This is a genomic window from Acidithrix sp. C25 (genome assembly GCF_904848545.2).
This window is the reverse complement of sequence record NZ_CAJHCI020000001.1, coordinates 547,656-573,886: the sequence shown is the minus strand read 5'-3', so window position 1 is coordinate 573,886 and position 26,231 is coordinate 547,656. Positions and strand designations below refer to the sequence as shown.

At 47.7% G+C, this 26,231-nt stretch carries 22 protein-coding genes; 6 read left to right on the top strand and 16 right to left on the bottom strand.

Annotation, left to right across the window (positions count from 1 at the left end; all coding sequences use genetic code 11):
* Positions 1-104 precede the first annotated feature (104 nt).
* The gene (locus ACIDITHRIX25_RS89050; RefSeq protein WP_160291929.1) at positions 105-242 is read left to right on the top strand and encodes a hypothetical protein; all 138 of its coding nucleotides are present in this window, start codon (positions 105-107) and stop codon (positions 240-242) included.
* Between the two features lie 156 nt (positions 243-398).
* On the opposite strand, the gene ACIDITHRIX25_RS89045 is transcribed toward ACIDITHRIX25_RS89050, so the two are convergent.
* From ACIDITHRIX25_RS89045 to ACIDITHRIX25_RS89015, 7 genes are all read right to left on the bottom strand, one after another.
* Entirely contained in the window at positions 399-695 is a 297-nt protein-coding gene (locus ACIDITHRIX25_RS89045; protein WP_201732453.1) for a hypothetical protein, read from the bottom strand.
* 208 nt (positions 696-903) lie between these two features.
* Positions 904-1,833 carry an IS3 family transposase gene (locus tag ACIDITHRIX25_RS89040; RefSeq protein ID WP_283770408.1) on the bottom strand — a complete coding sequence of 310 codons (930 nt, stop codon included), beginning with the start codon at positions 1,831-1,833 and terminating at the stop codon, positions 904-906.
* Between the two features lie 32 nt (positions 1,834-1,865).
* Entirely contained in the window at positions 1,866-2,390 is a 525-nt protein-coding gene (locus ACIDITHRIX25_RS89035) for a hypothetical protein (protein ID WP_201732452.1), read from the bottom strand.
* A gap of 182 nt (positions 2,391-2,572) precedes the next feature.
* A complete protein-coding gene (locus tag ACIDITHRIX25_RS89030) occupies positions 2,573-3,124 on the bottom strand; it encodes a hypothetical protein (RefSeq protein WP_052606742.1) in 552 nt (183 codons plus the stop codon).
* 821 nt (positions 3,125-3,945) lie between these two features.
* The gene (locus ACIDITHRIX25_RS89025) at positions 3,946-5,268 is read right to left on the bottom strand and encodes a glycoside hydrolase family 3 N-terminal domain-containing protein (RefSeq protein WP_052606744.1); all 1,323 of its coding nucleotides are present in this window, start codon (positions 5,266-5,268) and stop codon (positions 3,946-3,948) included.
* A 318-nt stretch (positions 5,269-5,586) separates the two neighbouring features.
* A complete protein-coding gene (locus tag ACIDITHRIX25_RS89020; protein WP_052606745.1) occupies positions 5,587-6,165 on the bottom strand; it encodes a TetR/AcrR family transcriptional regulator in 579 nt (192 codons plus the stop codon).
* A gap of 48 nt (positions 6,166-6,213) precedes the next feature.
* Positions 6,214-7,230: a hypothetical protein gene (locus tag ACIDITHRIX25_RS89015; RefSeq protein ID WP_201732451.1), complete on the bottom strand. Its 1,017-nt coding sequence runs from the start codon at positions 7,228-7,230 to the stop codon at positions 6,214-6,216.
* Between the two features lie 752 nt (positions 7,231-7,982).
* Here ACIDITHRIX25_RS89015 and ACIDITHRIX25_RS89010 point away from each other — a divergent pair.
* The 3 genes from ACIDITHRIX25_RS89010 to ACIDITHRIX25_RS89000 all read left to right on the top strand — a co-directional run bounded on the left by ACIDITHRIX25_RS89010 (position 7,983) and on the right by ACIDITHRIX25_RS89000 (position 10,895).
* Complete coding sequence (locus ACIDITHRIX25_RS89010) at positions 7,983-9,095, top strand: Re/Si-specific NAD(P)(+) transhydrogenase subunit alpha (RefSeq protein ID WP_201732450.1); 1,113 nt, start codon at positions 7,983-7,985, stop codon at positions 9,093-9,095.
* Between the two features lie 61 nt (positions 9,096-9,156).
* Positions 9,157-9,459 (top strand): NAD(P) transhydrogenase subunit alpha part 2, encoded by a 303-nt coding sequence (locus ACIDITHRIX25_RS89005; protein ID WP_052606749.1) that lies wholly within the window; start codon positions 9,157-9,159, stop codon positions 9,457-9,459.
* Positions 9,460-9,464: 5 nt separating this feature from the next.
* On the top strand, positions 9,465-10,895 hold the full coding sequence (locus ACIDITHRIX25_RS89000) for an NAD(P)(+) transhydrogenase (Re/Si-specific) subunit beta (protein WP_201732945.1): 1,431 nt from the start codon (positions 9,465-9,467) through the stop codon (positions 10,893-10,895).
* 627 nt (positions 10,896-11,522) lie between these two features.
* Here the strand turns inward: ACIDITHRIX25_RS89000 and ACIDITHRIX25_RS88995 are convergent.
* From ACIDITHRIX25_RS88995 to ACIDITHRIX25_RS88975, 5 genes are all read right to left on the bottom strand, one after another.
* Positions 11,523-12,626, bottom strand: a complete 1,104-nt coding sequence (locus tag ACIDITHRIX25_RS88995) for an ABC transporter ATP-binding protein (RefSeq protein ID WP_201732449.1) — start codon at positions 12,624-12,626, stop codon at positions 11,523-11,525.
* Between the two features lie 38 nt (positions 12,627-12,664).
* Positions 12,665-14,476, bottom strand: coding sequence for an ABC transporter permease (locus tag ACIDITHRIX25_RS88990; RefSeq protein WP_201732448.1), 1,812 nt, complete (start codon positions 14,474-14,476; stop codon positions 12,665-12,667).
* On the bottom strand, positions 14,469-15,557 hold the full coding sequence (locus ACIDITHRIX25_RS88985) for an ABC transporter substrate-binding protein (protein WP_201732447.1): 1,089 nt from the start codon (positions 15,555-15,557) through the stop codon (positions 14,469-14,471). Before ACIDITHRIX25_RS88985 ends, ACIDITHRIX25_RS88990 begins: the two co-directional genes overlap by 8 nt.
* A 690-nt stretch (positions 15,558-16,247) precedes the next feature.
* A complete protein-coding gene (locus tag ACIDITHRIX25_RS88980) occupies positions 16,248-17,351 on the bottom strand; it encodes a Gfo/Idh/MocA family protein (RefSeq protein ID WP_052606754.1) in 1,104 nt (367 codons plus the stop codon).
* 692 nt (positions 17,352-18,043) lie between these two features.
* The gene (locus ACIDITHRIX25_RS88975; protein ID WP_052606755.1) at positions 18,044-18,268 is read right to left on the bottom strand and encodes a hypothetical protein; all 225 of its coding nucleotides are present in this window, start codon (positions 18,266-18,268) and stop codon (positions 18,044-18,046) included.
* Positions 18,269-18,562: 294 nt separating this feature from the next.
* Here ACIDITHRIX25_RS88975 and ACIDITHRIX25_RS88970 point away from each other — a divergent pair, with 294 nt between their 5' ends.
* Positions 18,563-20,110, top strand: coding sequence for an AMP-binding protein (locus ACIDITHRIX25_RS88970; RefSeq protein WP_201732446.1), 1,548 nt, complete (start codon positions 18,563-18,565; stop codon positions 20,108-20,110).
* A 621-nt stretch (positions 20,111-20,731) separates the two neighbouring features.
* On the opposite strand, the gene ACIDITHRIX25_RS88965 is transcribed toward ACIDITHRIX25_RS88970, so the two are convergent.
* From ACIDITHRIX25_RS88965 to ACIDITHRIX25_RS88955, 3 genes are all read right to left on the bottom strand, one after another.
* Entirely contained in the window at positions 20,732-21,913 is a 1,182-nt protein-coding gene (locus ACIDITHRIX25_RS88965; protein WP_201732445.1) for an NAD-dependent epimerase/dehydratase family protein, read from the bottom strand.
* Positions 21,914-22,317: 404 nt separating this feature from the next.
* Positions 22,318-22,980 carry a PAQR family membrane homeostasis protein TrhA gene (gene trhA / locus ACIDITHRIX25_RS88960; protein ID WP_502756208.1) on the bottom strand — a complete coding sequence of 221 codons (663 nt, stop codon included), beginning with the start codon at positions 22,978-22,980 and terminating at the stop codon, positions 22,318-22,320.
* A gap of 580 nt (positions 22,981-23,560) precedes the next feature.
* Positions 23,561-24,193 (bottom strand): zinc ribbon domain-containing protein, encoded by a 633-nt coding sequence (locus ACIDITHRIX25_RS88955; RefSeq protein WP_201732443.1) that lies wholly within the window; start codon positions 24,191-24,193, stop codon positions 23,561-23,563.
* A gap of 475 nt (positions 24,194-24,668) precedes the next feature.
* Here ACIDITHRIX25_RS88955 and tnpA point away from each other — a divergent pair, with 475 nt between their 5' ends.
* Complete coding sequence (gene tnpA, locus ACIDITHRIX25_RS88950) at positions 24,669-24,992, top strand: IS200/IS605 family transposase (protein ID WP_283770407.1); 324 nt, start codon at positions 24,669-24,671, stop codon at positions 24,990-24,992.
* 143 nt (positions 24,993-25,135) lie between these two features.
* Here tnpA and ACIDITHRIX25_RS88945 read toward each other — a convergent pair whose 3' ends face one another.
* Entirely contained in the window at positions 25,136-26,089 is a 954-nt protein-coding gene (locus ACIDITHRIX25_RS88945) for a 1-phosphofructokinase family hexose kinase (protein WP_052606760.1), read from the bottom strand.
* Positions 26,090-26,231 lie beyond the last annotated feature (142 nt).

The following is a 26,231-nucleotide window of genomic DNA, read 5'->3' as shown; positions in this document are numbered from 1 at the left end:
CAACGAACCTTCCCTTCTGCCAGCTGGATGCTGGCCGGAGAGGGAGCCACTCGAATGGTTCCCACGTTCACCTTTAGACCGTTTGACCGATTAGGTGCCCAGCTTTGCCCCTGCAGCATCGCCACGGTTACGCCGCAGGCTTTCTCCGTGGCCTCTTAGTTGGCGACATCGACCAACTAAAGAGTTCTCGATACAAAAGCATCGATGCGCGCTGCTACCCAGCCCATATCTACCAGATTTGAGCTGGTGGGATTTACTTGAGAAGCTTTACTGCGCTGGTTCCTCACGTACACCTTTCGGTCTTGTTTGCCGGACCCATATCATCTGGTAGTGCTGACCTGTTCCGGCTTTATCAGGGCTGCTTGCCATCTTTGCCTGCGTTTGAAGGATTAGACTGCCTATAACTTCATTGGCCCTGCTGCGACAGGTCCAAGGTGGAGTCCTTTCATCTCCACACGGTCTAATGGCGCCTCGTGGCGCTCTATATCTGTGACCCAAATTTCAAGGGGAGCATTTGCCAAATGACTAGGAATATCACGTTTAACTGCTGTTTTGGCTCTACCTCTATGGTTGTTTTGCTTGTGGTCACGAAGAATTCGATAAAAGGTAGATTCCGATCCGAGATAGATTCCCTTATCGGCCAAGGCTGGAACTACTTGACTTGGAGGAAGTGACGAGAACTCCTCCTTATGCATGGTATCTAAGATCTCTTGACGTTCAGATTCATCTAGAGCAAAGCTGGGTTTAGCCCTAGTGGCAAAGGGGCGTTTGTCGTGCGGAGCCTGCCAAGGAAGTTGTCACTTTCGCACAATCTAAGCTACCTCCCTTTGCCTCCCTTTTGATTCATCTCCCACCGATTTATTCGTAGGAATAATAGGTACCTCTGATACTGGATCCCAGTCTCTACATTTGCCCGAGATCCACCGTCCTGGTGTAGATTTGCGAGCTCCCACCTACAGCTTCGCGCCTTCTATTTAGTAGCTCGATATGCTCTCCGCTGTGTGCCTGTTGCGGGGTTACGAATTTGATGCCAGAGTGCTGGTGGTCGTTGTTGTAGTGATCAACGAATTCACTCATCCACTTACGCGATTCTTCAATTGTCGCAAATCCTCCATAGGGATAGCTTGGAAAGTACTTCACCGTCTTAAAGAGCGACTCAATATGAGCATTGTCGTTAGATACCCGAGGCCGTGACCTTGATATATTTACATCTAGCTCATATAAGTACTCAACTAGTGACCACCCCTTCATGGGTGAACCATTGTCACTATGGATCACTTTCGGGGCCATATTCTCTCTAGCCATTGCTCGCTTTACAACTCTCTTTAGCTGCTCAGAGCTTTCAGATTCGTATACTTCCCATCCGACTATCTTCCTCGAATAAAGGTCGATGATCACATAGGCGTAGTAGTAGATACCCCTAGCTGGTCCATTTAGCCAAGTAATATCTAGGGTCCAGATGTCACCTGGTTTCCTCGCTGTGTGCACTGGCCTAGACCTCTTCTTCGGCGGCTTCGTCCTGCTCCTGCGCTTGTTTAGATTGTTATCGGCTAGAACTCGATAAAAGGTCCTCTCAGAGGCGATATATCTTCCCTGATCAGCGAGCTTTGGAACTATTTGGGCAGGGGTAAGAGACGAGTACGTACTCGAAGTACACACTTCGATGATCTTTTCTCTTTCTTCCTCCGATAAAGCATTAAAGCGACGTCTATGAGAAGCTCCTCGCCGGCGATCCGTTACACCAGATTCCCATCGCCTAAACGTACGAGTCGATATCTTGAGCACTTCACAGGCTTTGTAGCATCTGGCACCTGCGTCTATTGCTTCATTGATGAGAACTACAGCTTGAGCTCGAACGTTGTGATCTAGATACAGAGGGGAGAGACTAGACGTCCCCTTCTTCCCCCGTGGATCATAACAAGCTCTGTCTCTTGTACTTTTTTTTGAAGAACCAATAGAGCAGCAGCTTCTGCTAGCGCCTTTTCTTTCCGTCGAAGTTCAGCTTCAATTCGTAATCTTGCTTTACGCTCTTTATCAAGCTCTACCTGGTGAGCCCTATTAGCAGCACGCTTATTGTCAAAGGCTGACTCTAAGGTATTTCGCCACTCCTCTAAATCTTCTGCTAGAACACCATTAGCTCTCAACCAAGAACCAAGTTCGTGTTCATTCATTGCGGCTGTGTCAACAACAGCTTTGATCTTGTTGATTGATTCGCTTGAGTTGATGACTCTGGCTTTACGTTCCGAGTTCCACTGGTAGACCACGTTTGCATTGATACCGTGATCTTTTGCGATCTTTGCAATAGCGCCAGCCTTCGCTGGCTCTGAGTTATCGAGCTCATATAGAGCCGCTACTACTTTATTCTTTAGTTCCGCAGGATACCTTTTCATGTCAATTCCATCTTCGCCCTCTTAGAAACAAAAATCAAGCTAGGTGACAACAATCTTGGCAGAGAGGGCGTGGGTGTTGTCACCTTCAGCTTTCCATCTCTGAAAGCTACGTAGTGACAGTCCAAGTTCCTTGACCGCTAGTCTAAGCCTAGCTCCGCCGTTATGAGCTTCCTCAATAAGTTCTACTTACAAGTAGGCGATCTGAAGGGGAGGTCATTCGACCTCTTTGTCCCCGACAGGTCGCCTGGGCTTTTCCTTAGCAACTCCAGCAATGTGTAAGTTTCTGCGAGTGCCTTTTCTTTTCTATTTAGCTCTGACTCGAACTTCTTTGATCTGACCTTCTCACTTGCTAGTGCAGATCTGTATTTGGATACCGCTTCACCAGTCTTATCGTTCGCCTTTGAACAGGTAATACGCCAGTCATTTAGCTCTTCTTTCAAGATTCCCTTTGTGCGAAGGTATTCTCCAAGTTGCAACTCAGACATTGTTGCAGTTGCAAGCACGGCTTGGAACTTAGCCTCTGAACTCCATAAACTGGCTGGGGTTCGCTTAGTTGGATCTTGGCGATCTATCTGGTCCTTTAATTCACGATTCCAGATGTAGATAGTTGTCTTTGGTATCTGGACTTGTTTAGCCAAATCGGCGATTGCACCTCTGGGTGCATTGGGATCTGACAACAGCTCCCTCAGCCTCTTGACAACAGCTTCTTTTTGATCCTTGGGATAAGGCTTCATCGTGTTCGATCAAACTTCTCGCCCTGCATGGTTGGTATTCTATTCGAATAGATGCCAACTCCCTTGACACCCAGGGGTTACGATTACAAAATATGAACCGTACGACCATGCAACAAAGGCTTTATTGAAATAGATATTCGTCAACTCGCACTCCCCTAGAAGACTTTACCTCAATGTCACGTCAAGATATAGAGTCACCCCAGCTTCTTGGGCTAGATCTCGAGCAATCTTTGGTTTAGTGCGCTCGCTTCGCAGGCCAAGTAAATTCCATATTTGCACGTGGTCCACCATTTAATGGCAGATAAAACCTGACATATTCGACCACTTGGTCAAGATAAAAGTCGGGGTCTTAGGCAAAATCAGCATCAATACCCAAAGATCTTGAACCAATGGACAACTTGGATCTAAAGCCATCTTGAAATGGGGTTTCGGGTTCTCGGTGCCAGATAGGACAGCATTTAGCGATCCCGGCTTATGTGAACTCTCTTCATTTGCTGATTTCAAACAACCAAAACCTATATATCATGAACATTGAAACTAAATTTTAGACCTTAGCAATAGATCAGAAGACTTATTTAGGTAACAAATCACAACGTATTACAAGCTAAACGCAGGCAATGAAATGAAAAATATGTGATGAAAAATATGTGATGAAAATTGCAAGATTAATAATCATACTCTTAGATATAATGATACCATTTTGAAGCTTATTTTTAGTTTATATGGTACAAATCATAAAAATTGAAGGATCTCTCAAGGGCTTAAAGACGGTATTTGAGGGAAGCCGGGTGTATTATGATCTAATATAGTTTACTTTTTAGCTAATAGACTATCTCGCTCCTAGGGACGCCACGAGCCACCAAAATTCTACCTACCGAAGTCTCTATTTGACTTCTTGTGATTTGGCCCGCTGTGATTGCATAGACTATGGCAGCTCGAACTTCTGAGAATATCTGAGGTTGAGCACCCCCACCTCCGGCTACCATAACCATGTCAGCACCAGCCACAAGGGAGGCCACGGCGGCTTTGGCGATATCGGGTTGATAGGAATAGATGGCGCCAGCTTCCAAAGAGTCCGTCATGACAACCCCCTTAAAACCTAACTTTCCACGCAATAGATACTGCATAACCTTGGGACTCAAAGTGGATGGAACTCTAGCACTGAGCCCTGGGACACTTGCGTTGGTCACCATTACCCATTTCGCTCCGCTTGCAATGGCCGCTTCAAATGGCAATAATCCTCCAGCCTTCAACGATGCATAAGAACGAGTAGTGGCCGGAGCTAGATCGGTGTTCGCGTTAGCACCACCCAATCCAGGAAAATGTTTGATCACCCCATAGACTCCGCCGTCGGAGAGGCCCCTAAGAAATGCAAGACCATATGCCGATGCAATTTGTGGGTTAATAGAAAACGAACGGCTACCATCAGGATTTGTCGCCGATGGCCCAACTCTATTATCTAAATCTAGAACTGGAGCTAAGTCCATTCCGATACCAAGACTTGCCAGCGATATACCAACCTCCGAAGCTAGCCCTTCCACTTGCAAGAGTGTAAGCGACGATGCCATCTGCCTTGGAGAGACGACGTTTGTAACAAGATTGGTTAACCTCTGAACCGCTCCACCTTCGGAGTCGCTCATAAAGAGTGGAGGTAAAATACCTCCACCTAGCTTCGAAAGCGCTGCGATCTGCGCAGCTAAATTATTTGGTCCAACTCCTCCGAAGAGAACGATACCGCCCACGCCATCGACCACCGCACCTAAAGCACTCGTTAGATCGGTGGCTGATGCAGAAGAGATTAAAACCGTCGAGGCCAACTCGCCAAGGGGCACCTGATCGAGGTTGTAACTCACCGACGGACCAACCCTGTCTAATATGTCCAATTTGACTCTAGCTCGGTCACCAACAGGAATTGGTTTTACCCATGAGGCGACGGGGCTACCTTGGTGAGAGCCACCTTGCTTGTGCTCTACCTTCTGAGAGTTAGCCTTGGAAGGCGGCAGATTCGAGGATGCAATCCCACCAGAACAAGCGCTGACCATAATCGACAATAAGAATAGAAAGACGAAGCTAGGCTTTAAAAACAACGCTCGCGCTGGATTTCGCCGAGCAACGGCGATAATTCCATGGCTATTTTTTCTCATTGACTTACCCAGAGTCCACCCACTAGGGCAATTCTAGAGTGTCATTTCACATTGTCATCACTTGGGAGACGCCTAGCCCTGCGAAGTAGGTAATAGCCCAAAAAGGTAGCGCTTAGCTTCAGGTAAACACGTCAAAAAAAATAAGAAACTGGCGAAACTTTTTCATAACGCTGTCTCAAGTAACGCTGCTCAAATAACAAGGCATAGATCAAGTCCCAATTGACACTTGGGCTCACGCATATAGACCTTGGCTTCCGGGGAAGCAGCCTTGAGATCCAACTCGCAACTAAAACCACGCCTCGTGCTTGATAGTTATTCCTAGTTGGAGAAAGTTCCAGTCATCCTCTCAATGGCTCCACAGAGCGCGACTATTGTCTCGTCGATCGATCCGATCTCCTCCCCCTGTGGTCTGGCTGCCTCTAAACCCGAAAGGCTGATTGTACTAAAGACGATTATTGGATCTAGACCAAGTGTCCAGGGGTCAAATACCTCCATAACCTTAGAGCGCAATTTCGAAGCTATCTCTTTGGTTACCTTGGCCCACGGTCGATCATTGCGCCAAAGCTCGGCAAATAACAGTGCAGTAAAGGATGGGAAGTCATAGGAGGATCTAAAGATGACCTCCACAAATGATCTAACGTCACTAGAGGCTGAAATCGAATCGATATGACCAAGCAGGGTGGAGATACCTTCCAGAAGAAGGCTCTCCATCAGTTTTTCTTTTGATTTATAGCGGTAAAAGAGAGTTCCTTTTGCTATTCCGGCACGAAGCGCAATCTCCTCCATGGTGGTTCCCGAGTAGTCCTTAGCTCCAAAGAGCTCCACTGCTGCCTCGAAGATAGCCAAGGTCTTAGCGTCAAGTACACTCTTTGAAAGTGCCGCAACTTCTTGTCCCACGATCACGCCTCCCGGCTCTAAATGTCATAGCAAATATTAGTCTTGGCGCTATTCAGACTCAATTGAGTCGTCATTCTCCGTATCAAGTGCAACAAGAGGCTTACCCCTAACAACCATGGCTGCAAAGATTATTAGCCCAGCTAAAAGGTAGGAAGATAGGACGATAAGATCTTTGAGACTCCCAGAACCGCCAAAGTAAACTACACGGCGTATTAGATCGAGACCAGCGCCATTTGGCAGGTATGGCCCGAAGGTTCGCCATGGATTACCCAACATAACATTTGGCCATGGTCCTCCAGCGCTAGGATTCCCAAGGACCACAAAGAGTACAATAATAACTCCAGTGCCAATTATTCCCCCTGCAGCCTGAAGACTTGCAGTGAAAACTCCTACGCCAAAAACTACCAAAGAACCGACCAGCGCAACCTCTAAATAGTTACCGCTTAGATAGCCCATAAGATTTTCAACTAAAAATGCCCCTATAAAACCAGATGCGAGAGAGTAGATCAAAAGCAGAAGCAAGCGATAAAGGCCCTTGGAAGCTGTATTGGGCGTCATACCGCCAAAGAGGCCCAATACAACTGCAAACAGATAGGCGCCGACGATCTGACCGATCACTAGGTAGAATTCAACTAACCCATTGGAATTAGTGGATTGGAGTGGTGCTACGTCGCTGACCGTCAACTTCAAATGCAAAGATGTGACAACAGCTCCAAAAGCCGTCGTCAACACTGGCACCACGCTAGGGCCTGCACCTGAAGCAACTAAGAGTTCACCTGCCGATGGACTGATAATAAGTGCGCCACTTGTTTTATCACTCTTTAAACGATCCGTAGCTATGTTCACATTTGATGCAACCTGCAATGACAACAGATTATTGGCAGCAAAATCATGCACAATTGCCTTAGCCACCGCCGGTGGAGCCACAAGGTCTACTTTAATATTTCTCGGGCTAGGTGAGTGCAATGCCCCTGCGTATGACGCTATAAAGCCAATCTGAACTAACAGAACTACGAGACCTAGCAGCCATAGAAGAATCTTTGGGGGTCTTTTTCCTTGAGCCATTCTCTGACCTTTCTTTTATAGTACTGACCAGTCAGTCTAATTCACAGAGGCGTTCCACCCACCAAACTTGGGGGTGAACTTTGTCACCTCATCGCATTGTCTAGGCGTTCAACTTAGGTTGCTAAAAGACGAATGGCTATCTGGCGACAATCTGCAATGGGACTAGGACATTTAGAGATCGCGGGATTGCCCAGTTTGCCAATCGCAAAGGCCCAATCGCAAAGGCCTGTTGCGCACACAATAGCACCAAGTGGTACCCCAAGACGATTCCAAGACAATCACTATAGGTTGTGGTCTTTGTTTCTACCGAGACCAACCATCCAAATCCCGAAAGATCAAACTAACTATCACCAAACCCGAAGGACTAACAATTATAAATAGCCGAGACCTCAGAAGATCTAAAGAGGTACGACTCGATCACAAATTGAATTACCGAAATTTAGTTCGTACCTAAACGATCCATCCTGGCGTGCACTTATCTCATTTTTACATTCGAATGTATTGGTGTTAGAGTCACGAACTGGCGGCAAGAACACAGAATTTAGACGGTGACATAACGGCATCGGCCAAAAAGCACGGGAAGGGATCTGTCGTATCGAATGAAATTACGGGTTGGCGTTTCATTCGCTAGAAAAAATAAGAGATTAAGTACTATATCGGCGATAACTACCACAAAATCTAGGAGAACCAAATTCTGACTCTAACTTTTGTGAAGCTATAGATGTTACCAAAAACAAAGCGAGGTTAGGTTCGTGAAAGTAGCCATTCCCAACGAACAGAGTCCAAATGAGACCCGAGTGGCAGCGGTCCCCGATTCGGTTGTAAAGATGAAGGGCAAGCAACTCGATGTCGTAATTGAATCCAACGCAGGCCAAGGCGCCTTCATAAGCGATATTGCCTACCTAGATGCTGGAGCTAAGGTAGTCTCTACCTCACAAGAGCTCTATGAAGATTCGGATTTGATATTGCGAGTAGGGTCCCCTCAAGAGAGCGAAATTGAGATGATGCCCAAAGGGTCAATCTTACTTGGCCTCCTACAACCTGCGCATAACGGCCAGATAATAGCCAAATTAGCCTCAGTGGGAGTTAGCGCATTTTCGCTTGAGCTACTACCGAGAATAAGCAGAGCTCAATCAATGGATGCACTGAGTTCTCAAGCAGCCCTAGCTGGATATCAATCGGTGATAACGGGAGCTAGTCGCCTTCCAAAGATTATGCCGATGCTCATGACAGCTGCTGGCACTTTAGTCCCAGCCCGTGTATTTGTTTTAGGTGCGGGTGTCGCCGGTCTCGGTGCCATCGCCACTGCCCGACGCCTAGGTGCAATTGTGGAGGCTTTTGACGTGCGACGAGCAGCCCGTGAAGAGGTCGAAAGTTTGGGTGCAAAATTCGTTGAACTTCCTCTTGAAGCAGCCGAAGGTGCAGGCGGATATGCAAGCGCCCAAAGCGAAGAGTACCTCGCAAAACAACGAGAACTCCTAACGACAAAGATTGCCAATGCCGATCTGGTTATAACAACTGCAGCCATTCCACTAGGTAGGGCCCCGATCCTCCTAACCAAATCGATGATCGACGAGATGCGAGCGGGATCGGTGATCGTGGACCTAGCAGCACAAAGCGGGGGCAATACCGAGCTAACCAAGGAAGGTGAAGATGTAACCTACCGAGGGATAACAATCATCGGAGAGTCCAATTTGGCTACCAAAGTACCAAGTCATGCCAGTCAAACTTACTCTCGCAACCTATTTAATGTCCTTTCATTACTGATAAGTGGCGATTCGGTCTCAGTAAATCTCGAGGACGAGATCCTAAGCGCAATGTGCCTTTGTCACGATGGGCAACTCCTATGGAAGCCAAAAGCATGAAGGTAGTAAAGTCTCTCCCACAAATCAATAAACCGCCAAACTTGCAAATGGAGTTCGAACTATGACAACCGCAACCCTTAACTTCTTGACCGTCTTTGTCTTAGCGGCATTCGTAGGAATCGAGGTCATCTCAAAGGTTCCAACAATTTTACATACGCCACTTATGTCAGGGAGTAACGCGATCCATGGAATCATCCTCGTTGGCGCAATTACCGTTACCGCTTCAACCACCGGCCTTCTCGGTGAAACTCTCGGCCTGGTAGCGGTTATTTTGGCAACCATAAATGTAGTAGGTGGATTCGTGGTAACTGATCGCATGCTCGAGATGTTTAAGACTCGCCGTCAGACCGAGGTCAAAAAGTGAGCGATATGAATCTCTTAGGGAGCGTAGATTTAATTTCGTCAAATACTTTGGCGCTCATCTACCTAATATCGGCCAGCCTCTTCATCTTGGGACTAAAGGGGCTCAGTTCGCCCAAAAGTGCCCGCCGTGGAAACTTCATCGCTGCATTTGGAATGATACTAGCAATTGCGGCAAGTCTTACCAAGATCCACCCAAATGGCAACCAGACAACCTTAATCGTCATAGGCGTCATTATTGGCAGCGTCATTGGAGGCTTCTCGGCACGCAAAGTAAAGATGACAGCAATGCCACAGATGGTGGCAGCATTCAATGGCGTTGGAGGAGGCGCGGCAGCTACTGTAGCGGTAATCGAATATCTAAGACTTAGCGTAGCCAATCGCAGCGTAGTCATAACCGCACTCTCAAGTATCCTCTCGGTTGCTATAGGCGGGATAAGCTTTTCGGGTTCAATCATCGCCTTCGCAAAGTTGCAAGAGATCCTGACCGGGGTACCAATCACCTATAAGGGAGAGCGCTTCATAAATGCAGCGGTCTTCCTGGCTATAGTTGTAATCGGTATCTACCTTATAGCCTTCGGAACCGGCTTGGCGATCCTTGGCGTGCTACTTCTACTTGCAATAATCCTTGGTGTTGCATTCGTACTTCCCATCGGTGGCGCCGACATGCCGGTAGTTATCTCCCTCTTGAACGCCTTTACGGGCCTTGCCGTCGCTGCTAGTGGATTTGTCCTAGGCAACACTGTTTTGATCGTTGGCGGCACCTTGGTCGGTGCTTCAGGCACCCTCTTGACAAAGATGATGTCGGATTCAATGGGGCGGTCAATTCGAAACGTATTGTTCGCCAGCGTCGGCAAAGTGATAGACCAGCCATCTGGCGCCTCGAATTCAACCACGGGCGGCACCTCCAGCGTCCGCACCGGAAATGCAGAGGATATTGGGGTTCTCTTGGCTTATTCCAAGAAGGTAATAGTCGTTCCCGGATACGGCTTAGCCGTCGCCCAAGCACAACATACGGTACGAGATCTTGCTCGGGCACTTGAGGCAAAGGGGGCTGAAGTTACCTATGCCATCCATCCAGTCGCAGGAAGAATGCCCGGCCATATGAACGTCCTACTTGCAGAGGCCGACGTCCCCTATGAGCAACTTCGCGAGATGGACGAGATCAACGACGAATTCAAAGACGCTGACGTGGTCCTTGTCGTTGGAGCTAACGACGTCGTAAATCCTGCTGCTCGGAACGAACCAAGTAGCCCGATCTATGGGATGCCGATACTCAATGCAGACGCTGCTAAGAACGTCGTCTTTTTGAAGAGATCGATGCGACCGGGTTTTGCTGGTGTTGACAACCCACTTCTATATGCCCCTAATACTATCATGCTCTTTGGAGATGCAAAAGACTCCTTGCTCGCCCTGCTCGCAAGCGTCAAGGCCTCATAGGGTAAAATTCCACCTTCCAAGTCCGCCGTTGGAAGCGCCTGCGGACTTGGAAATCAAAGGCCAACGAACTAAAACTAGCAAAGCCACTTAGCCCAAAACCACAAGTTGGTCTATTTTCTGACCACCCCTTCTCAATTCAGCGGATCTCGTCAAAGCCACCACGTCCAAGAACTTGCAATCCTTCTTTGGTGCCACGCATCTTCCGAGCCCAGACTGAATCCGCCCAACACCACAAATCGGATCTGAGTATTTTTCAACTTTCGACCAGGTGAATATTGAGACTTGCGACCAGGTGAATTTCTTAGCTAAGAATCCGTTTTCGAACTATCAATAACGATGGACCTCCACTAGGGGATGAGACCGCGCAAGGGTGCGTACCATCTTCGACTAACGCTCATAGTCCCCCACAACAAAGAAGGTCTTGACAAATAAATCATTTATCGAAATTGACTCAGCGAATAAAAGCAAGTCACGTCAATCGCTAGCCGATTAGAGTTTGACACAAAAGGAGCAAAAAGATAAAGATCCCCATGGCTTGGAAGCGAGAGCTACAAGCCATGGGATCTAGAGTCAAAATCTAAGTCGATCTCTCTCTTTAGTTATGGATTGGCGTTGAGGTCGAAGTGGCTAATTCAACGGGAAGGCTATGCAAGCCTCCGGCGGAATCCGAACACCAACTATCTCATTTCGCTCCCAGCGATCCTCAGAGAAGACACCGAGAAGGCGACGACCATGGCCAAGGTCAATCACATGGTCATATCCTCGGCCCCTAAAGGCCACATCCACTACCCTTCCTGGAAGCTCCCCGGCTCCAGAGGCGTTCGCCATAAGACGAATCGGAGCACTTCGAACTAGAAGTGTCACGTTTTGGCACTCCAGGCGATCAGATCCGCCACCGCGTGCATCTAGAATTCCAGCTGCCGTTTCGATCCGATAAATTCCGTTCTCAAACTCCTGAGTAACCCGTCCAGATAGCTCTCCCGCCACACCCGTAAATTGAGCGATAAATGGCGATGCCGGTGCTCGATAGATCTCCTCGGGCTTTCCAACTTGGACGAGCTCACCCTTATTCAAAACACCAACCACGTCAGCCAATGCAAATGCCTCACTTTGATCGTGTGTAATGTAAAGTGCACTAGCTCCCGCCTCGCGAGTAAGGTCGGCGATCTCAACTCGAAGTCGCTCGCGAAGATCTGCATCTAAGCTTGAGAGTGGCTCATCAAAGAGAATAACGTCAGGGGCTCCAACAAGCGCACGCGCCAAAGAGACTCGCTGCTGCTCTCCACCAGAGAGCGTAGAGGGAAAGCGGCTGGAATAGTGAGCAAGGCCAACTCTCTCCAGAAGATCCATCACTCGCTTTTGAGCCTCACTCTTATCCATGGAGGTTCTGCCTAGAGAAAATGCTACGTTGTCAAAGACGGTCATATGAGGCCATAGGGCAAAATCCTGAAAGACCATGGATAGATTACGACGATCTGGCGCCTTGTGGACCTTGGAGGAGCTTACAATCTCATCACCAAAACGAATCACCCCGGAATCGATATGCTCCAAACCACCAAGACATCGAAGCATGGTGGACTTTCCACTTCCCGATGGTCCAAGCAGAACTGTAAATTGACCTGGTTGGATCGTCATATTGATGTCACAAAGGGCTTTTTGTTCTCCGTAAAACTTCTCGACCGAGTCGAAGATAATCACAGGTGCCTTTGCTTTGATAAATCTATCAACCATTTAAAATCCAATCTCATAAGAACTAGGGGCTTGCAAGTTCAACGTCGCACCATTCCAATAGTTCTCCATCCAATCGGTGCAAGGAATCTAAAGAGACCCTGGACCAAAGCGATAACGCCTAAAACAATCAACATCTGAACCACCGAAAAGGCGGTAGCTGCAGCCAAGTGCGAGGCTTGAAAAGACGCCAAAATAGCAGTGGCCATAGTGCGAACCCCAGTTGGAGCGAGCATCTGAGAGGTTGGGAGCTCACCGAAGGTGGAAGCAAAGGTCAACAACCACGCCCACACCATGCTCTTAGCCAAGAGAGGAAGCACGCATTTGCGAAAGGCCCGAAAGGTACTTGCACCATGCATTCGCCCAGCTTCCATCAAAGAGCCATCCAATTGCGCCACAGGGCCCATCAAAAGACGGGAATTAGATGGCAGCGCTATCGCCAAGTAGCCAATACCTAAAAGGATCAAGGTTCCAAAGATATTAATGCCGAGGCTGATAGTAAGTGGTAGGTTGAAGACAAAGATAAAGCCGGCCGAAAGAACCAGAGCAGGCAGCGCCACAGAACCTACCAAGACTACGTCGGTCAACCGTCCAGTAAAACCAGGCTTGGGCGAGGTGAGAACCTTGGCAATAGCTAGACCGATGATCAAGGTCAGGCTTGCATTGATGGTAGCCATCTTCAGCGAGACCAAAATTGGCCCACCTAGAGATTGTCCCGAGAAGAGGGTCGTATATGCACTCAAAGTTAGATTAGACCAACTAAATGCGCTATATGGACGCAAAAGGGTCGAAATAACAGCCCCAAGCGCAGGTACCGCCAGAGTAAGTGAGAAGAATGCAACCATAAATGCGTTCAAACCAAAGCGGCGGACTCCGCTTGGATGGGCCCTCGTTCCAAAGGTTGACCTACCAGAGAGAACAGCAAAGTTACGCTTTCGAAGGACCCGGTTCTGAACGCTAAGAACAATACCAAGCACCAAAACTAAAAACCAACTTACCGCAGCGGCTTCTGGGAAGTTAGTAGGAAACGTTGCTATTGCTGCCATGATATTCGTAGTTGCAACAGGAATATTAGCATTAGCGGCGATGGTCGACGCAACACCAAAATCTCCTAGAGCTTCCGCAAAGACGATTATCAATGCACTAAATAGTGCGGGCAATATAATAGGTGCAACTGTTCTAAAGGTCTTTGACACTCCGGCTCCATGGATTCGCGCAGCCTCTTCGTACCTCCGTCCGAGTCCAGCAATAGCAGGAGCCATGGCAAAGTAGGCAAAAGGAACGCCGGAAAATCCGAGGATAAGGACAATTCCAAGTGGCCCCAAGAAGAGGTTTCGAAGGGCAGGAGAGACCAAACCTATCTGAGAAAATAGATTCCCAGACGCAAGAATCTCTTCCCAACCAACGGCAACTACATAGGTAGGAACTAACAGAACACCCCAGAGACCAGAGGGAATCCAACGGCCAATCCGAAGATCGGTACGCTGAGTTATCAACGCTAAGGCCCCCGAAAGAACCGTTGCAATCAAAGAGGCACCGATTCCAATAAGGATACTATTTCGCATTCCAGCCAATTCGTTGCCCGAGAGCGACTGACGGAAGGAGACAATTCCAAACCACGAGGCTCCTTGATCAAAGAGGCGAGGTGAGAACGCCAAGATCAAAAAGCTAACGGTTGGGATTATAGAGACAACTGCGAGGATGACCCAAAGCAGTGGCCGCGCAGAGTTCAGTGCGACCTTCTCAAAAGAGAGGCCGCTCAATAAACCCTTTGGGCGCGACGAGGGCGCATCATCGTTTGCCGATGCACCCCCGCCAGATGTTGATACGGTAGGAACGCTCTCTTTAAGCAACGTTAGTAGTGAACCAGGTATTGATCGAGGCCTCTAGAGGACCCCATTTGTATGGATTTGGGAAGCTAAATGGAATCGAAGAGGCCGCTGGCACATTAGAACGAGCTACGCTGCCTTGGATGATCGGGAAGAATTGCGAATCTCCCTGCGGATCTCCAGAGAGCATAACCTTTTGGCCTGCTGGGCTATAGACAAAATTCGCAAAAGCCTTCGCATCAGCGATCTCACCAGCCGATGCCTTGCCATCAATTGCCATTGTGCTCGGAAGCGCTGCCGAAGGATTTGGATAGTAAACCTTTATGTTAGGGTTCTTGAAAGCGCGTCCCAGTCCAGAAGTATTTTGACCGATTGCGATCTCTACTTTTCCAGCCAAAAGATCATCCGCGATACTATTGGACGAGACGTAAAAGCCATTGGCCTTCAACTTGGTCATAAATGCCTCGCCTTGACTTACGCCACCGAGGCTTTTGAAGAGACTTGCCAAGATTGGATAACTTGGACCATCCACTGCTGGATTGTTCATTCCAACTTTGCCCTTCCACTGCGGCGAAAGTAGATCTTGCCAGGTTTGAGGAGGTGTCTTTACAATTGCAGAGTTGTAGATAAATGCTCCTGCGGTAGTAAGACCCGTAGGGATGTAGCTCTTATCTGTCGGTACAAGTTTCTGACCAAGAGAGGTAAGGGTCCCAGTGGTTGGCTCAAAGTTTTTGAGAAGCATTCCCTGGAGATCGAGTGCAGCATATGGTGCATTCCCATCGGTCCAAGCCACGCCCCAGTGAGGATTATTCTTGGTTGCTTGAATCTCAGCCAATGTAGGTCCCGTGCTATTATCTGAGAGCTTGCAGACGATTCCAGTCGCCTTCTGAAATGCGGAACATTCTGCAGAGTCATAGCCTTCTGAGGAAAGCAGATAAAGCGGCGTCTTGGCTGCGGTGGAAGTTCCAGAGGTTGTGGCCGATGCTGATGATCCACAGGCGGCCAATGTCGTTCCAAAAAACATTGCAACTGTTATTGAACGTCTTAGTCTTGTTTGTCCTATTATTTTGGAAGCAAACTTTGGTGCTTGGTTCTTGTTTGTCATGACAGCCAAGCTATTTGGGCGCTTTAACGGATAGAGTAAACCGTCAACAAATCTACGACAAGCTTTAGCTAACAGTTAGTAAACAAATTCTTTGGATAAATTCAGGAAACTCTAAGTTTAAAAATACGAAAAATTATGAATCTATCGATACACAGACCAGATCTCTATGGGTTGGCCAACCTACCTAAAAGCTTTGTAAGACCGAAGGTCAAAGACTCGGTACAGGGCTCCTCCCAATCAATCGATCCACTATTGCTAGGGTGAATTTAGAGCCAAGGATTTAGATGTAAGAAACTATTGTGGCGCTCAAAAAACGATCGCACCTACCTAAAGGCGCATCGATACTGACTATTGCGATGCCATGGCCTGATTTTCCCTGACCAACTGGACCCATAGCGATGCATTTACTTTAGGTCGGTATGAATCTCATCCAAGTCGGGACTTGCAGGGCCATAGCAAAGTAGTCACGCCCTCATATGAATGCTCGGTCTCAAGGCTGGATCAAGCGAAAAGCTCCGGATTCGGCGATAGTTCCAACAATGGATATTTCACCGCTGTCACAGACAGTAGAACGCCAATCTCAACGGTGAAATAAGGCATAATTTTTAAGAACAAGGTCCCACTGGTACGCCTTTAAATATTTTGGATTACACATTTGACACTCTCGAGTACTCATGCTCTAAAGACGCCCTAGATCGCTAGCTTTTGAATATCCTCCGAAGTCTTAGCGACCAAAACCCCATCGTCAAAGCTCGAAATCATAGTCGGGTTCGTAGTAACTTTAGAGCCAGCAAAGTGCCCTATGAATTCAATCCATTCGTGAACAAAGGTATGCTCCCAACCAATTATGTGACCCGGCGCCCACCAATTTTCCATATAAGGATGGTGGGGCTCCGTTACAAGTATGTCCACAAAGCCGCCAAAGCCCTTATCCGTCAAAGCATCATAAAAGTAGAGCCTATTTAGATCTTCCAGATTCCATCGAATCGATCCAAGCGAGCCCGTGACTTCCAGGAAGAGAAAGTTTTTATAGCCGGTTGCAATTCGAGACGCCTCTAACGAAACGCTGGACCCAGGTCCCATTCCCAAGCAGACGAAGGCATCTTCGGAAGCTGTCTGGCTCTTAATCCTTGCGGTGCTACCGCTCTCAGCATTGTACGACAACAGGCCTGATGACAGAACTTCAAAGCCAGGAACAAATAGATGTGCTAAATCTATAACATGCGAGTAGTCGCCAACAGCCGATCCACCCAGCACATCGTCAAATCGCCACCCTTTTCGAGCTTCTTTGGAGATTGCCCAGCCTTGATTGTATATCCCGCGAAAAGAGCGTACCTCACCGAGTCGACCGGATCTATAAAGCTCGACTCCGAGGGTTATGGCCGGTACAAAACGATAGTTGTATCCCAGCGCCGAGAGACAACCTGATCTATTAGCTCTCTGCGCCAGCTGCTCGCACTCTCGGAGGCTCGGGGCGAGAGGCTTTTCGCACAAGACCGCTTTACCTGCCTCCAAAGCAGCTAAAACCATCTCGAAATGGTTTGAGGTGGGGCCAAGTATCGCAACTATATCAACTGCAGGATCGAAAACAACTTCCTCCCAGTGCCGCATTGGACGCTCAAATCCCAGTCGAGAAGCAACCCGAATTGTACTCTCATAGCGAAGACCGGCAATAGCATCACACTTCAACACAAAAGGCAAACACCCCAACTCTCCAATCGTCCTGATCGCATGAGCGTGAGCGCGCGCCATCCACCCCGAACCAACAAAACCAATACGGAGCGTCTTGTCCACTATTTCCACCTTAAATAGACTTCTATTCGCCCCGCCAATAGATCATTGATTGATTGACACAGGAGAGATATCCTGGGCTGCAATTCTAGCGACCTTGCTATCGAATGCCCAGTTCAATGGATCAGTTCAATGGATAAAAGGGAAAGATTGGAAGGTTTGAGCCACATGAAAGATTTAGGGCAAAGTTATCTAATAACCATGGGGGTAAGATCGAAGAATCAACCACCCTCTGAATCTCGCCGAAAGGGCTTTCGAAAACATCGATTGATCAACCTTTTAGCGATTAAATTGGATGTGGACGTATGAAGATATAGCTCTTCTAACGAACTTCTCGACAAAGGTCAACCTTAGCCAAAGATAACCTAAAAGGCCGCGATACCAAGTCAATTTATAGATTGTCAAAATAAATAGCGCACGCAGTTGGTATTAATCAGAATTACGATGAATGACTAACTTTTGCATATCCCACTGGGGCAGTATCGAGAACGCGCTTGTTACACAACGCGAACTTTGAGGTGAGTAGGTTCTTGCCTTTTCTTATTTTGACAGGAATGAGGCGGCGGCTGCCTCAATCCAAATGCTTTAATAATTGGAATTTACAATCAAATTAATTCGGCTCTTGCCCAACGAATCAGCTCTGATTTGCCGTGAAACTCAATTGTTGACAAAGGAATTCCATAAGCTCAAAAGAGTTACCCGTACAGGGCGCTACCCTGGGCCAACATAGCCTTGGCATTTTGGCCGTTATAGACATTAGAGGGCGTTGATGTTGGCGCTGCGGCCTGTGTGCTCGGTGGACCCGCCTTGGCCAGGTGTGTTCCACCTGCAATAAGTTCAGACATCACCTTTTGCTGTAGATTCATAACTGCTTTCGCAAGACCACCCGCTGCGTTTCCGCCTGCCATAATAGAGTTCAATCTTCCTCCTCTCGTAGCTTAACGCTCTCTAGCGTTATCGACAGAATTCAAAAATTACTAAAGGCCTTAATCCCAACGACCCTCACCGCCGTTCCGGGGCAGATTCGATGGACAAAATCGTCACCTTCATAAGTTACAAATTAAATGACACAGATTTAAAAAAGTGTGACCCTTCATATTTAAGCGTGATAAGTTTTTTTGGGTAACCGACCCCAAAGGTCAACTCTACGAGATTCCAGAACTTGGCCGCCCAAAAAATTAGGTACGCACCGCTACCAGCAATTGGAGAAAACTATGACAGGTCAAATTACAGTGGCACCGATACCACCTGACAAGCCCGCCATAATCAGTGCAGTCGACGGTTCAATCGTCACCTACGCCGAACTCGAGGCAAGCTCAATTGCTCTTGCCAACTACCTAAACCTTCTAGGGGTAGGAGTTGGAGACTCGATAGCCATAATGATGGAGAACCAACCAGAGCTTCTTGAAATTGCCTGGGGAGCCCAAAGAAGCGGGATCTATTATACCGCACTAAACACCCACCTCTTAGTCGATGAAGTCGCCTATATCATAAAAGACTGTGGAGCAAAAGTCGTATTCGCCTCACCCTCAAAGGTAGAGCTAATCGATGCAGCGTTAGAGGGCAACAACAATGTTCTACGAAGAGTTGTTCTAGGCGAAGAACAAGACGGATGGAGAGCCTTTAGGGATTACTCGACCAGGGACCTAACCGCCGCTACACCAACTCCTGTTGAAGGCAACGATATGCTTTATAGCTCAGGAACAACCGGACGACCTAAAGGAATTAAGTGGCCACTATCGAATGATCCCTTCGGCGGCGCGCTACCTAGGCTAACTCAACTAATGGCGTTTTTGTATGGCTTCGATGAGAGTACCATCTACCTCTCCCCCGCACCTCTATATCACGCAGCACCTTTGAGATTCTGCATGTCCACTCATCGCTTAGGTGGGACCGTGGTAATCATGGATCACTTTGATCCCGAGAGATACCTCGAATATGTGGAGAAGTACAAGATCTCCCACAGCCAGGTGGTGCCAACGATGTTCGTTCGAATCCTAAAGCTCGACCCAGAGACTAAGTCCAAGTACCTCTTGACATCCCTTAGGTCCATCATTCATGCCGCGGCACCTTGTCCAATCCAAATCAAGAGAGAGATGATGGATTGGTGGGGACCAATAATTCATGAATACTATGCAGGAACAGAGGGCAATGGCTATGTGGCCTGTTCGCCAACTGATTGGCTCGCTCATCCTGGGTCCGTTGGACGAGCCCTTTTAGGCGAGATACACATTCTAAACGACGAAGGAGTTGATGCCCCAATAGGTAGTGAGGGCGTCATCTACTTCGCCAATGGTGGACAATTTGAGTACCATAATGATCCAGCCAAGACGGAAAGTGCCCACAATGACAGGGGCTGGAGCACTCTGGGAGATGTTGGCCATCTTGATTCAGATGGCTTCCTATACCTCACCGACCGAAGCAGCTACATGATCATCTCTGGCGGCGTGAATATCTACCCACAAGAGGCTGAAAACATTCTCATTACTCACCCTTTAGTAGCCGATGCAGCCGTAATTGGAGTTCCAAATGAAGAGTTCGGCGAAGAGGTCAAAGCCGTGGTGGAACTGCTCGACCCATCGATCGCATCGCCACAACTAGCAAGTGAACTAATCGACTATTGCCGCTCATTGATCGCTCCGATAAAATGCCCCCGGAGTATAGATTTTCGGCTCGAGCTTCCCCGCGCCCCAACTGGAAAACTATACAAGCGTCTATTGCGCGACGAATATTGGCGTGATAGGGACTCTAAGATAATCTAGCCCATGGCCCTTATATCGTCTATGCCCAGTTGAGGTCGGCGATATGATATCTACCCTGGCCATCAGTTTGCAGATGCTACTTTTGATTATGGGATGATTCATCACTTATAGCGAGCTAATACCACTTGGAATATCGGCCGAGTAGAAAGAGGCGTATGTGACTCTCGTATTCGTGAGAATCAGCACCGGAGAAAGAACCTTGTATTGGAGAAAGAACCTTGTATTGGATGCATCATAATGAGTGAACTCATTAGGTATCTCCGAGAAGCAACGATTCCTTTTCGCCAGAGAATAGAGATAGGAAAAATCTAACGATTCAAAGGTCGCCTATTTTAAGTAGATCTTTTGAGTGACATATTGTTGGTTATCGGTGAAGATGCGACCCACAACAGCTCTAATTCCAAAATCATTGAAAAATTAATTATTAAATCGTCTCCTAGGTCTCAATAGTTGGATTCATCGCTCACGGTACCTTGGATCTTTAAAAACTTGCACCTAGTGATCAAACCAATTTGATCACTAGGTGCAACTAACAGATGAATAGCTGCTTGCCTATCACTAATTCGTCAGAGATCCCTCAGCCTCTCTTTTTTCGAGGAGAATTCCAGCAGCTAAGCGCAGTTATTGAGAGATCATTCCCTTGCGCCACAAAGACTTAGCTAGAATCTTGGATCGATCAACTCTAAAGGAATATTTCTGCGCGATGTCTCGAACCTCTGTCAAAAGACCCTCAGATAGGGTTGTAGGGGTTAAGCCCAAGTCTAAGAACTTATTGTTCTCGACGTTTAGAGTGTTCTCATTTGCCTCAAGCCGAGGATTCGGCAAAAACTGAACCTCAGTACCCGTCATCTTAGAGACCATCTCCGCCAGGTCACGAACCCGATGACTCTCTGTCACCTGATTTAGGATCATTGGTCGCTCACCACGTTCAGGTGGATTGGAGATCGCCAATTCTATACATCGAACGGTATCGTTGATGTGGATGAACGCTCGCGTCTGGCCCCCTGTGCCGTGCACTGTCAGAGGAAATCCAATAGCAGCCTGCATCAAAAAGCGGTTAAGGACGGTCCCATAGTCACCGTCATAGTCAAAACGGTTAATCAATCGCTCATCGAGTGCCGTCTGTGCGGTCTGTGTACCCCATACGATACCTTGATGCAAGTCGGTCACCTGGATGCGATCGTTTTTAGCATAAAAGGCAAAGAGAAGTTGATCAAGAGTCTTGGTCATGTGATAGACCGAGCCAGGGTCGGCAGGATGCAAAATCTCTTTGCGCTTGGGACCCGAAGAGGTGTCTAGAGTAACCTCTAAGTAACCTTCAGGAATCGACGAGTCTCCCGCCCATCCATAGCCATAGACGCCCATAGTGCCGAGGTGTACTAGGTGGATATCGGCCCCCACCTCAACAATTGCTGACAAGACATTATGCGTAGCCCGAACGTTATTATCTACCGTATAGCGCTTATTATCAGTGGACTTCATTGAATAGGGCGCAGAGCGTTGTTCAGCAAAATGAACTATTGCATCGGGTTGAAATTCGCGCAAAATAGTGACAAATCGATCGAAATCAGAAGCTAGGTTTAAATTTCTAAACTCTATCGTCTTGCCGGAGACCTCATGCCAGGTAGAGATCCGCTCACCTAAATTCGAAATTGGTGTCAACGAAGAGGTCTCAAGATCGATGTCGATCTTACGCCTTGACATGTTATCGACGATCATTACTTCTTGACCGAGCGAGCTCAGGTGAAGGGATGTAGGCCATCCGCAAAAACCATCACCACCAAGAACAATAATCTTCTTCATCAAACTCTCTACTCCTACCAACTTGCAAAAACATGTCACTCACGCGGGTAATACATTAGCTATCGCCTAGTATTCGCCAAACATTATAGTTAACTATAATCGCTTCATGGATTAGCCACTATCTGTCACATTTTCATATGCGCGGGCGATCAAAATCCGGTCTGAATTCCACACTCTGTAGCACCAAATCAGAGAACCCTAATCCGCCATCAAATGACCCAGATAACAATCCAAAGAATCACAAAGGAACGCTAACCGCGAATTTAAGAACTCCCTTGAATCTTGCCAGGGGAATGTTATGCAAAGATTAAATCAAGCGAAACCTATGCATTTAACTAAAGAGACATCTAAAGCAACTCCTAGGAATTTAAATTCCAAAGATATACCGTCGATCAAACGTGTGCCTACTTGTTCACCAGAACTAAGACGAGCCCAAAGTGACAAAGGGCAGCAGCAATAACTAAGGCATGGAAGATCTCATGATAGCCAAAGATCGTGGGAGATGGATCAGGTCGCTTGAATGCATAGACCACGGCACCTATCGTATATAGGATGCCTCCAGTTACCAAGAGGCTAAAAGCCAATCCACCACCATTATGAAGAAGTTGTGGAAGGATTCCAACTGCGGCCCAGCCCAGGGCTACATAGATGACGGCAGTTAACCACTTTGCGGCATCAATCCAAAGAAGTTTCATGACGATGCCCCCGATGGCGCCGCCCCATACCAGTGCCAAAATCAGATTGCGGGAAAAGGGTGACAACGCTAGAAATGCAACGGGTGTATATGTTCCAGCGACAGCTAAAAAGATCATCGAGTGGTCGGCACGTCGCATTAGACGCCGTGCCTTTGGCGACCAGGTATGACGATGAAAGAGCGCACTAACTCCGAACATTCCAGTAACACATATCGAATAAACGAGAGTTATAAGGTGATTGGATAGACCATTTACATCAAACTGTAAATAAATCCCCAATGCTATGAAGACAAAAAACGCCCCTTGATGCGAAACGCCTCGGTATTTTGGTTTTATTGGCGATCCCGTGGTATCAGGTGAGAGCGAAGACACCCTTACTATCTTAGCACGAACTGGGCCTCCGCAAGATAAGCGACAGAGTTTACCAAGAGTGAAATACGTCATTACCGTTGATTTCGCACTCAAATTGTTTATCGCCGAAGGTAGCCTTTCTAGGGAGATCCACTTTAGACGATCCAAGAAGAGGTAAGACTCCTCGATATGGCTCAATTCTTTGTTCCAAAGCAGCACTTGGGTACAATTGCAAAAAGCTTGCCGCGCCCACTACCCTTTAGATCGCCCTTTAGGGCACCCTTCAGATCTTACCGAAAGTCAACAAACTGAATAACTCTCACAAGATCAGAGAGAAATATCTTATTGCTGTAATCAAAACGAGAAGTAGTGAGACAAAAAATGGCAGTTTGTCCAAGCACTATTTTAGGCGCTCGATAGCCTCAGGGTCTCAGAGCTAATGAATTAGTCAATGCTCGAAAGGGCCCCAACCCTTCATAGAAACCAATGTGTCAATACGCCTTTAATAACTCTCCGATCAAATGTCATTTCCGTAGGTGAACCTCCCCGCCCTCACGGACGGGGCTTCTGGCTCCGTCTGTTTGGTTGGGGTTACCTGACATCACTTCCATCGCGCCACCGGGACCGACTGGTCTGGTGCTAATGAATTAGCACTGGTAGATGAGTTTGCTAGTTTCGGCTTGCTTGTCTGAGATATCTCAGACAAGGCCCGGTTCTGGGCACTACTTCGGGCTCTGGCCTTAGGGCACTGCACCTTTTGGTGTGTCTTGTGTTGATTGAGTGACCAATGTTTTTCAGCTCGAAGATACGTGACTAAGATTGTTGTATCTAGTCCAATTGGAGAGTACTCTGCGTATATCGCCTTCTGGAGAATGTTTATTGCTCCTAGGGCGTCTCGATGACAGCTGAACCCACAGTTAGGGTTCTTGCATCGGTAGTGCCGACCTGACGGTCGGTTGCGCCTTGAACACGCTGGGCAAGTTTGGCTGGAGTAAGACTCGTTTAGGTGTTCTATCTCTAGCTTGGTCTTTTCTTGCAGATATCGCTCCTGTACTCCTCTTGACCACTGGGATAGTTGTTGGCGGCCATGGCGACTTATGCGCCGTTTTACTTTGGTATCTTTCTCGATACCCCTCACATCACCAACTATAAGCCTGGCGGTGTTGTGGTTGATGACGTCGCGATATAGGTGACATTCTCCAGTCACAGTTCCAAAGTCGCATCGACGCTTCACCGTCTATGTATTTAGCGGTTGCGGTGAACGATCCCTCGGGGAACAACGCTGCTTAGAGTGTAATACCTTTATGGCTCGAGTAGGAATAGGGGCATATTGTCCCTCCTGTGACGAACCAATCTCCATTACCGATCTACTTGGGGAGGAGTTGACACAAGCGAGAAAATAAATCGGGGATAGTTGACTTATTGCTACCCCGGTCGAGTGGATAGCAATAAAGGAAAACAGTCACCTTCAGCAAATACACTGACGGTTACGGCCATGAACCCAATCGACGCGTTGGTTCCATAACAGTGCCGCCCTATGGCATGAGTCGTGAGCTAGGCGATAGGATACGCCTGTCAAGAAGATAGGCACGATAGCCGTTGTGTACTGTGGGCTTTTACTAACCATTTCTACATCTGAAATAGCATTATTTGCTAGATGCTATATTCCATTATACGATCGATGATTGGCACCATAAAAGGCATTTGCTATACATGCACAGATCGTATTGATATCTAAATATCGCCGTTATGTAATGACGAACAGAGTAAGTGACGAGATCAAATCCGCTCTCATTGAAGTGTGTACTCGTTTTGATTCCATCTCCGATGCTTTTGAGACAGACGGTGATCATGCTCACCTGTTGATTAGCTATCCACCCAAAGTTGCTTTATCAAGGATGGTGATGTCTATGAAGACGCTATCGGCCATGAGAGCAAGCCAAAGAACTGGCCGGAAGCCCAAGATGCTTTGTGGGGGAACCACTTCTGGTCACCCTCATAGTCGAGAGTGTCTTGTGGTGGAGCACCATTAGAGAAAGTGAGAAAGTACGGTGAGAAAGTACGGTGAGAAAGTACATAGGGTACCAGAAACTCCCAAGAGGGAAATCAGGTAGACCGAGAAAGAACGAGGTAGCTTGACCCCTCCCTTACGGAAACCGATTGCGCTTCCGCTGGTTCAAACCAAGATTGATTCGACCCTGACCATATCAATCAGATGATCTATGTCGCTAGGAATGAAGAGTTCGGTGCCTACTCGTAGCGACGTACCACTACCACAGGCTACACCAAGCGCCAACATCTCCTTGGAACCCATTCCCCTTATGAGCGCTGTAACCATTCCACCGACCATGGAATCACCGGCTCCCACACTGGACTTACATTCTACCCGTGGAGCGTAGCCAAAGAATGTTCCCTCTGAACATGCTAAGAGCGCACCATCTCGACCCATTGAGACGCAAACATAGGCTACTCCTGATTCATGGATCTTCTTAGCTTCTATAGCAATATCCTCAAGGCCATGGAGCCGCCGACCACAAAATTGCTCGATCTCATGTTGATTGGGCTTTATGAAAAATGGACAGTGCTCAATCGCTAAGCGCAAATGGGAGCCATTGGTATCCAAAATCGACCGAGCGCCAACCTTGTCTAGGTCGTCGAGCATCCTCGAATAAAAATCATATGGAATTCCAGGAGGCATAGAACCCGTAAGGATCCCATAGCCACCATAACAATGATCTAAAAATTGACTTCTAAGGGATTCGGCTGCATCAGGAGGAATGTACGGACCAACCCCTGTTATCTCAAACTGAGCCGGCGGACTTGCCTGTATGAATGTGGCATTGAGCCGGGTCTCACCTTCTACTTCTATCCAGCGACCATCGGCCAATTGCTCGTGAAGAAGCTCTTTTAACAACAAGCCAATCTTCCCTGCGGAAAAGCCAAAATGGCGAGGCGAAAGGCCCAAGCGCTCTAAAGCTCTAGCAACATTTACGCCATTGCCACCAGGATCATTCCTGGTAACCCTTGCATAGTTCTTTTGGTCTGCATGGAGCTCTTCAATTTCATAGGATATATCTACCGCAGGATTCAACGTCAGCACCGAGATCGGTGGCATCTCGTTTTCGGTCATGACAACCCAATCCCCTTGATGTGGATATCAAAAACAACCATTACCAAAATCGTCTGCTTGAAAAAAAACAAGAGCCACAACCTAACCTAGGCAACAAAGAGCAGCCAGAATATAGCCACCGAGTACTCAGATCATGGGTAAA